Below are 7,817 nucleotides of genomic sequence, written 5' to 3'. Positions count from 1 at the left end.
GTTGATATCGATACCGATGATTTTATCGGCGCCGACCATTTTCGCCGCCTGGATCACGTTCAAGCCGATGCCGCCCAGGCCAAACACGGCCACGTTGGCGCCCGCTTCCACCTTGGCCGAGAACAATACCGCGCCCACGCCCGTCGTCACGCCGCAGCCGATGTAGCACACCTTGTCGAACGGCGCGTCTTCGCGGATCTTTGCCAAGGCAATTTCCGGCACCACGATGTAGTTGGAAAAGGTCGAGGTGCCCATGTAATGGAACAAGGGCTGGCCATTCAGGGAAAAACGGCTGGTGGCGTCAGGCATCAGGCCGCGGCCCTGCGTCGAGCGGATGGCCTGGCACAAATTCGTCTTTTGCGACAGGCAGAACTTGCACTGGCGGCATTCCGGCGTGTACAGCGGGATGACGTGGTCATCCTTTTTCAGCGTCGTCACGCCCGGGCCCACGTCGACGACGATGCCGGCGCCTTCATGGCCCAGGATGGCCGGGAAGATGCCTTCCGGGTCGGCGCCCGACAGGGTGTAGTAATCGGTGTGGCAAATGCCCGTGGCTTTCAGCTCGACCAGCACTTCGCCGGCGCGCGGGCCGGCCAGGTCGACTTCTTCAATCGTCAGCGGGGCACCCGCCTTCCAGGCAATCGCGGCTTTGGTTTTCATGGGGTTTCTTCCTGCTCGGTTTCAGATGCGCCATTATCGGGCGCTTGCGGGCGCGGCAAGGCAACGGCTCCCACCCTTGTCTGAAAACGCGGCGCAATTGTCCGCTGCCGCCGTACCGTGCAGCAGCGCACACAAGCGCGGCAGGCGCGTGGCGTATGCTGGCGTCATTGCGATGTCCGTTTGCGCCTGCTCAATCTTCCCGGCATCCAGACGCGCATTCTTGGCACAAGCGACATTCATCGCGTAGCCGTTGCGTCGTTCCCGCAGGAGACTGACATGCGCAATCTATTTTCCCAACGCACGCGTATCTGGCTGGCCCTGCTGCTGGCATGCTGCCTGGCCCTGCTGGCCGCCTGTGGTGGTGGCGGCGACGACCCGCCCGGCGCGACCTCGGGCAGCCTGACGGTCAGCATCGGCGGCTTGTCGGCCGGCGTGGCGGGCGCCGTCACGCTCAGCGGACCCGCGTCCTACAGCAAGCTGCTGACGGCAAGCACCACGCTCACCGACCTGGCGCCGGGCGCCTACGCGCTCAGCGCCGCCAGCGTGGCGCACGGCACGGGAACGCTGGCGCCCACGCCCGCCACGCAGCAGGTGCAAGTTGATGCGGGCGCGACGGCCAGCGCCAGCGTCACGTATGCGGCCACAGCGCCGCTGGCCCTGGCCCTGCAAGAGGTGGTCTCCGGCCTGAGCGCGCCCATCTTCCTCACGGCGCCAGCGGGCGACAGCCGTTTGTTCATCCTCGAACGCCCCGGACGCATCCGCGTGGTGCAGAACGGCAACTTGCTGGCCACGCCCTTCCTCGATATCAACGCGCTCACCACCACCAGCGGCGAGCGGGGCTTGCTGTCGCTGGCCTTCCATCCGCAATACGCCAGCAACGGCTATTTCTTCATTTACTACACCGACCTGGCCGGCAATATCGTCATCGAGCGGCGGCAAGTGTCGGCGGGCAACGCCAACGTGGCCGATTCCCTGTCCGCGTTGGCCATCCTCACGATTCCCCATCCCACGTTCAGCAACCACTATGGCGGCTTGCTCAGCTTTGGCCCGGATGGCTATCTGTATGCGGGCACGGGCGACGGCGGCAGCGCGGGTGACCCGCCCGGCAACGCGCACAATACCAACGTCCTGCTGGGCAAACTGCTGCGTCTGGACGTCAACGCCAGCACGGTGGCCCAGCCATACGCCATTCCACCCGGCAATCCATTTGCCACGGCAGGCGGGCGCCCTGAAATCTGGGCCTACGGCTTGCGCAACCCGTGGCGCTACGCCTTCGACCTGACGGCCCAGCTGCTGTATATCGCCGACGTGGGCCAGGCCAACCGGGAAGAAGTCGATGTGCGGCCCGTGGGCCAGGCGGGCAACAACTATGGCTGGAACATCATGGAAGGCACGCAGTGCTACAACAGCGCCAGTTGTAACCAGGCGGGGCTGGTCCTGCCTGCCATCGAATACGGCCACGATATGGTCGGCGGCTGCTCGATCACGGGCGGCTATGTGTACCGGGGCACGGCCTTGCCGGAACTGACGGGGCACTATCTGTACTCGGACTACTGCAGCGGCTGGCTAAAAAGTTTCAGCTACAGCAATGGCACGGCCTCCGCAGTGACGGACTGGAACATCACCAACGTGGGCAACATCGTGTCCTTCGGCCAGGATGCGCAAAACGAGCTGTACATGCTGAGCGGCACGGGCAAGGTGTATCGCATCGTACACAAATAAGCGTACGCCAGTGTAGCGGAGCGGCGCATGCGGCTGGGGCGTTTTTCGACGGGGCGCGGGGAACCGGCTAGAATGGGTTTTTCCCGTCGCGCCCTGCGCACCAGCCCAAGAGAACACCATGGCCCGTTTGAAACTTGAATTTCCCGAAGACCAGTACTGCTATTCCTCGCAACTGACGGTACGCACCACGGACATCAATGCCGGCAACCATCTCGGCAACGATTCCATGATTTCCATGATTTCCGAAGCCCGCGCTCGCTTCCTGTTCGAATTCGGCGTGCGCGACATTGAAGCGGACGGCACCGGCATCATCGTCACCGACCTGGCCACCACCTACCGTGCCGAAGCGCATGCGCGCGACCAGCTGCTGTTCGAAGTGGGTGTCATGGATTTTAATAAATATGGCGGCGACATCACTTTTCGCATCACGCGCCCGCGCGACAACACGCTGATCGCGATGGCCAAGTCCGGCTTTGTGTTTTTCAACTACAAGCGCAGCCAAGTCGTGCCCATGCCGGAAGAGTTCGGCAGCAAATTCACGCAGGTAAACTGGATCGATTAAGGCAACGATCAAGCATGTCGCCATGCTGCATGTCTATCAGGAAAACATGAAAACTGGGGCGACAGGCAGGCAGCGATAAGGGCAAGAATGAGCCTGCCCTGACAAGGCGATGCAGGCAGCGGTGAATGCGCGCTTACTTGCGCGCCTGGCGCTGCACCTTGATACCGAAGGTGTCGGCATACCAGTCATCGATCATCAGCTTTTCATAGCGCAGCTTTTCATTGCTGAAGTAATGATTGATGCGGCTCAGGTACGCCATGTCGGACAGCGCTGCATCGGCACTGCGAATGACCTTGCCATCCTGTTCCAGCACGTAGTGCAGGCGCAGGCGCGGCCAGTCGACCCCACCATTCATGACGCGAATATCCTGGCCGGCACGCAAAGCGGGATTTTCACGGCCCGCCAGGTCCACGTCCGTGACATCGATCTTCAGGCTCTGGCCGGGCGGCAGCGATGCGCCCAGTTTCTCGAAATGCTGGCTCAGTTCCTTCAACACCTCATCGCGTTCCTGCGGCTTGAACGGGACATCGGTAAATTGATCCGGTTTGCTGAACTGCACTTGCGTTCCGGCCCAGGCCGCGCTACTGGCCAGCAAGGCCAGACCAGCGACCAGGGCGCGCGTCGTCTGCTTTTGCATGATGTCACCTTTTCAGTCAATGTGAGTGGTATGGAGCGACTGCTTACACCTGACCAATATAGCGCAGCGCATCCTACTTTGCTGCGCAATTCATACCTTGTTACTTTTTCGATTTGCTGCCAGAAAGGCGCTACGCGGTATTTTTTGCAGATTTATTGGTAATATTAATTAAAACAAAGTATTGTCTTGAAAATATAGTTGTCTAAGCGATCAATTTCAGATGATGTGAGGAGCCTGGATTTAGCATGCTTTTTTAGCATATATGTCGCATGATTTCAGTCAATTATTCTTGCTTATTGTTAATACTTAGCTGTCAGTCTACAATCGAAAAATGCGCCCGAAAAACGCGCAACGCCGTCAGTGGCGCACAGGCTAGCCTGGCGCAGGCGTCTCAGCATTGCGTCAGTTATGCCTTTTAGCGGAACTCGTCCTTATGTCATTTTTGTCTTCAGCCTCACCCACGTTACCGCCCTGGAAAGTCCTGCTCGTCGACGATGAACCCGACATCCACGACATCACCAAACTGACACTGAACCGTTTCCGCCTCGAGGGCCGCGCCCTGAGCTTCGTGCATGCGTATAGCGGCGCCGAAGCGAAGCAAGTGCTGGCGCGCGAAGAGGGCATCGCGCTGGTCTTCCTGGACGTGGTGATGGAACGCGAAGACAGCGGCCTGGAAGTGGCGCGTTGGATGCGCGAAGACCTGGGCAACCAATTTACGCGCATCGTGCTGCGCACCGGGCAGCCGGGACAGGCGCCGGAAGAGCGGGTGATCGTCAACTACGACATCAACGACTACAAGGAAAAGACGGAACTGGACCGCACCAAGCTGTTCACCACCACCTTTGCCGCGCTGCGCGCCTACCGCGACATCATGAAGGTCGAGGAAGCGCGCCTGGCCCAACTGCATTACCGCGAGGGCCTGGAAAGAGTCATCGCGGCCTCGGCGCATATTTTCAAGCAACGCAATCTGCGCGACTTTGCCAGCGGCCTGCTGCAGCAAGTCGTCGCCCTGCTGCGCCTGGAAACGAGCATGCTGCTGCGTCTGCGCGGCGCCAGCGCCATCTCGGGCGAACAGGATTATGAAATCCTCGCGCAGATCGGCGACCATGAAGCCGATGGCGGCATTCTCAGCCCTGCTCTGCTATCTCAGCTGGACCATGCGAAGAGCAATAAAATCTCGCGCCTGCACGGCGACACCTATGTCGGCTATTTCCCCAACAGCAGCGGCAAGGCTTCGGTGCTGATTTTAAAAGGCGTGGAAGAAATATCCGACCTCGACGCGCAATTGCTGGAAGTGTTCTGCTCGGGCGTGGCGATTGCCTTCGATAACATCCTGCTGACGCAGGAAATCACCGACACCCAGGCCGAGCTGATCCTGCGCATGGGCGACGTGGTCGAATCGCGTTCGCATGAAGGCGCCAACCACGTGCGCCGCATGGCAGAAGTGTGTCAGTTGCTGGCGCAGGCCTCCGGCATGTCGGAAGAGGAAACCATGGTGCTGCGCCACGCGGCACCCATGCATGACATCGGCAAGATTTCCACGCCCGACGCCGTGCTGCTCAAACCGGGCAAGCTCGACGCGGCCGAATGGGAAATCATGAAACAGCATCCGACGGTGGGCATGTCCATCCTCGACGGCTCGCAGCGCCCGCTGCTCAAAGCGGCAGCCGTGATCGCCCACCAGCACCACGAAAAGTACGATGGCAGCGGCTACCCGCAAGGCTTGGTGGGCGAAAACATCCACCCCTACGCGCGCATCGCCGCCGTCGCCGACGTCTTCGACGCCCTCATGCACAAGCGCTGCTACAAGGATGCCTGGCCCCTGGAGCGCGTGGTCAGCTATCTGCGCGAAGTGAGCGGCAGCCACCTCGACCCGCAATATGTGGAGTTGCTGATCGCGAACCTGGATGAGGCTCTGGCCCTGAACAAGCGTTTCCCTGATTAGGCGGCACATTTAACCCAAGTACGAATACTGGGGTCAGACCCTGAGGGTCTGACCCCGTACGCCGCGATTTCATGTGGCAAATCCGCGTCGCAAGAGCGCCTGAAAAACGTTCAGGGCAAGGCGCGCGGTCGCAGACAGTGCGAATAGCACGGCAAGACCAAGCAACGCAGCCATGGACGTTTTCTCAGGTGCTCTTAGGCTCCAGCGGGAACCGAATTTTATAATGTAGACCCATGCCTGGCGCGCTGACCACCTTCACCGTACCGCCCAGCGGCCCCGTTACCAGGTTGTACAAGATGTGCGCGCCCAGGCCACTGCCGCCCGAACCGCGCTTCGTCGTGAAGAAGGGGTCGAACAGCTGGCCCAGGGTGGCGCTGTCCATGCCCATGCCATCGTCACTGTAGTCGAGTTCCAGCATTTCGCCAGCCGTCCGGGCAGACAACTTGATCTTGCCCGGCTCGCCTTCCACAAAGCCATGCACCAGTGAATTGACCAGCATGTTCGTGACGATCTGCGAGACGGCACCCGGATAGCTGCGCAGCTGCACATCAGGTGGACAATCGATTTCCACCTTGATCGGTTTGCCCTTGAGCTTGGGCTGCAGCGAGAGCACGATTTCATCGAGGTATTTGCGCAAATTAAAGCTGCGCAATTCGTCCGAGGACTGGTCCACGGCCACCTGCTTGAAGCTGCGTACCAACGCTGCGGCGCGCTGCGTATTGGTCGTCATGATGCGCAGGGTTTGGTCGATGATATCGAAAAACTGCTGCAAGCCATCTGCATCGAGCTGGCCGCTGTCCAGGTCTTCGCGCGTGAGCTTCAATTCCTGCACCAGATGGCTGGTGGCGGTGACGCAAATGCCCAGCGGCGTATTGATTTCATGTGCCACGCCAGCGACCAGCCGACCCAGCGACGCGAGCTTTTCCTGGCGCACCAGTTCCGACTGCGCTTCCTGCAAGGCGCTCAGCGCGCTGTTCAGGGCCGCGTTCTGCACTTCCAGCGCTTCCTTGGCCTGGCGCATGGCACTGTCGGCCTGGATGCGGGCCATCGCCACGGCCACGTGGCTGGCCATGAAGGCCAGCACGTCGAGTTCCGCCTGGCCATACACGACAGAGCTGTCGTAGCTTTGCACGATGATCACGCCATACTTGCGCTCGCCCAACAGCATGGGCGCGCCCATCCAGCTGGCGATGCTCACATTGCCCAGTGGCTCGCCGATCTCGCCGCTGGCCACCAGCGCCGCATAGCTGTCCGCATCGAGCAGGCAGGCTTGGCGGCGCGCCAGCACGTACGAGCTCATGCCGATGCCGTAATGAAAGCGCTTCACCGGCGCCTGCGCATCTTTTTCATCGACAAAATACGGGATCGTGATGTCCTTGCTGTCCGGATGGTACAGGGCGATAAGGAAATTCTTCGCCGTGACCAGCTCGCTGATGATAGCGTGCAGGCGCGTATACAGAGTCGTCGCATCGGACGCCTGCGCCGACAGATTGGCGATTTCATACAGCGCATGCTGCAGGTTTTCCGCGCGGCGCCGCTCGGCCACCTCGTGCGCCAGCAGGGCCGTGCGCTCCTGCACCGCTTTTTCCAGACGGTCCATGCTTTGCATGCCTTGCAGAGCGCTCGACACGTGCGTGGCAATCAGCGCGAACAAGGCCTGGTCTTCCTGGCTGAAGCGGTGCTGCGCGTCGTAGCTCTGGATGACGATAACGCCCAGCCCCTGGTGTTGCTGGTCCAGCAGCGGACAGCCTATCCAGTGCTCGGCCGCCGTGCCGCCGCCCCAGGCGCCGCCATCGATGGCGCGCATGGCGTCGTCATCGGCCGTCATCACCAGTTGCTTGCCGTTGACGATGACCCATGCCGTGGGCGATTGCGCCGCGCTGGCCAGGCGCACGCCCACGTCCGGGTCGGGCGCGGCATCGAATTCATCGACAAAATACGGAAAGCGCACCAGACCGTCGTCGCGGTCGCTGAGCGCCACATAAAAATTGGCCGCATACATGATGCGACCTAGCGCCGCATGCACCGCCTGCAGGAATTCGCTGATATCGCTGCAGGTGCTCGAGCGCTGCCCGATTTCCAGCAACACGGTCTGGACAGCTTCCAGACGGCTGAGACGGCTTTCCATGGGTAGCTATATGCCTTGTGTCAATATATTCTGAAAATCAATATTATCAGTTCAGTCCAGCCTTGGCACGGCATAAAACGCAGAATCTTGCCTTAAGGCAGAGCAACACAGGCCATGCCAGCATTTGCCACGCTGGCAATACAGTGGCAGACTGGGCACCCTC

Annotated in this window: 6 protein-coding genes; 3 read left to right on the top strand and 3 right to left on the bottom strand. The window is 60.6% G+C overall.

What is annotated here, in order from left to right; translation table 11 throughout:
- Positions 1-660, bottom strand: a 660-nt coding sequence (locus ACQ4V8_RS06095; protein WP_436571079.1) for an alcohol dehydrogenase catalytic domain-containing protein, incomplete at its 3' end; no start/stop codon positions are given.
- Positions 661-936: 276 nt separating this feature from the next.
- On the opposite strand from ACQ4V8_RS06095, the gene ACQ4V8_RS06090 reads away from it, so the two are divergent.
- Both ACQ4V8_RS06090 and ACQ4V8_RS06085 read left to right on the top strand, forming a co-directional pair.
- The gene (locus ACQ4V8_RS06090) at positions 937-2,382 is read left to right on the top strand and encodes a PQQ-dependent sugar dehydrogenase (protein WP_436571078.1); all 1,446 of its coding nucleotides are present in this window, start codon (positions 937-939) and stop codon (positions 2,380-2,382) included.
- 118 nt (positions 2,383-2,500) lie between these two features.
- A complete protein-coding gene (locus ACQ4V8_RS06085) occupies positions 2,501-2,944 on the top strand; it encodes a thioesterase family protein (RefSeq protein ID WP_010394760.1) in 444 nt (147 codons plus the stop codon).
- 133 nt (positions 2,945-3,077) lie between these two features.
- On the opposite strand, the gene ACQ4V8_RS06080 is transcribed toward ACQ4V8_RS06085, so the two are convergent.
- A complete protein-coding gene (locus tag ACQ4V8_RS06080; protein WP_010394757.1) occupies positions 3,078-3,581 on the bottom strand; it encodes a DUF3016 domain-containing protein in 504 nt (167 codons plus the stop codon).
- A 433-nt stretch (positions 3,582-4,014) separates the two neighbouring features.
- On the opposite strand from ACQ4V8_RS06080, the gene ACQ4V8_RS06075 reads away from it, so the two are divergent.
- On the top strand, positions 4,015-5,526 hold the full coding sequence (locus ACQ4V8_RS06075) for a response regulator (protein ID WP_010394755.1): 1,512 nt from the start codon (positions 4,015-4,017) through the stop codon (positions 5,524-5,526).
- Positions 5,527-5,710: 184 nt separating this feature from the next.
- Here the strand turns inward: ACQ4V8_RS06075 and ACQ4V8_RS06070 are convergent, their stop codons facing one another.
- Positions 5,711-7,654 (bottom strand): GAF domain-containing sensor histidine kinase, encoded by a 1,944-nt coding sequence (locus ACQ4V8_RS06070; protein ID WP_196856732.1) that lies wholly within the window; start codon positions 7,652-7,654, stop codon positions 5,711-5,713.
- Positions 7,655-7,817 lie beyond the last annotated feature (163 nt).

Origin of the sequence: Janthinobacterium paucivorans, from assembly GCF_051380805.1 — a bacterium.
Taxonomy (GTDB): Bacteria; Pseudomonadota; Gammaproteobacteria; order Burkholderiales; family Burkholderiaceae_D; genus Janthinobacterium; species Janthinobacterium lividum_D.
This window is presented reverse-complemented; position numbering and strand designations above follow the sequence as displayed.

Coding starts and splice junctions, on each gene's coding strand:
- ACQ4V8_RS06070 (WP_196856732.1), bottom strand. CDS start 7,654: ATGGAAAGCCGTCTCAGCCGTCTGGAAGCTGTCCAGACCGTGTTGCTG.
- ACQ4V8_RS06080 (WP_010394757.1), bottom strand. CDS start 3,581: ATGCAAAAGCAGACGACGCGCGCCCTGGTCGCTGGTCTGGCCTTGCTG.
- ACQ4V8_RS06085 (WP_010394760.1), top strand. CDS start 2,501: ATGGCCCGTTTGAAACTTGAATTTCCCGAAGACCAGTACTGCTATTCC.
- ACQ4V8_RS06075 (WP_010394755.1), top strand. CDS start 4,015: ATGTCATTTTTGTCTTCAGCCTCACCCACGTTACCGCCCTGGAAAGTC.
- ACQ4V8_RS06090 (WP_436571078.1), top strand. CDS start 937: ATGCGCAATCTATTTTCCCAACGCACGCGTATCTGGCTGGCCCTGCTG.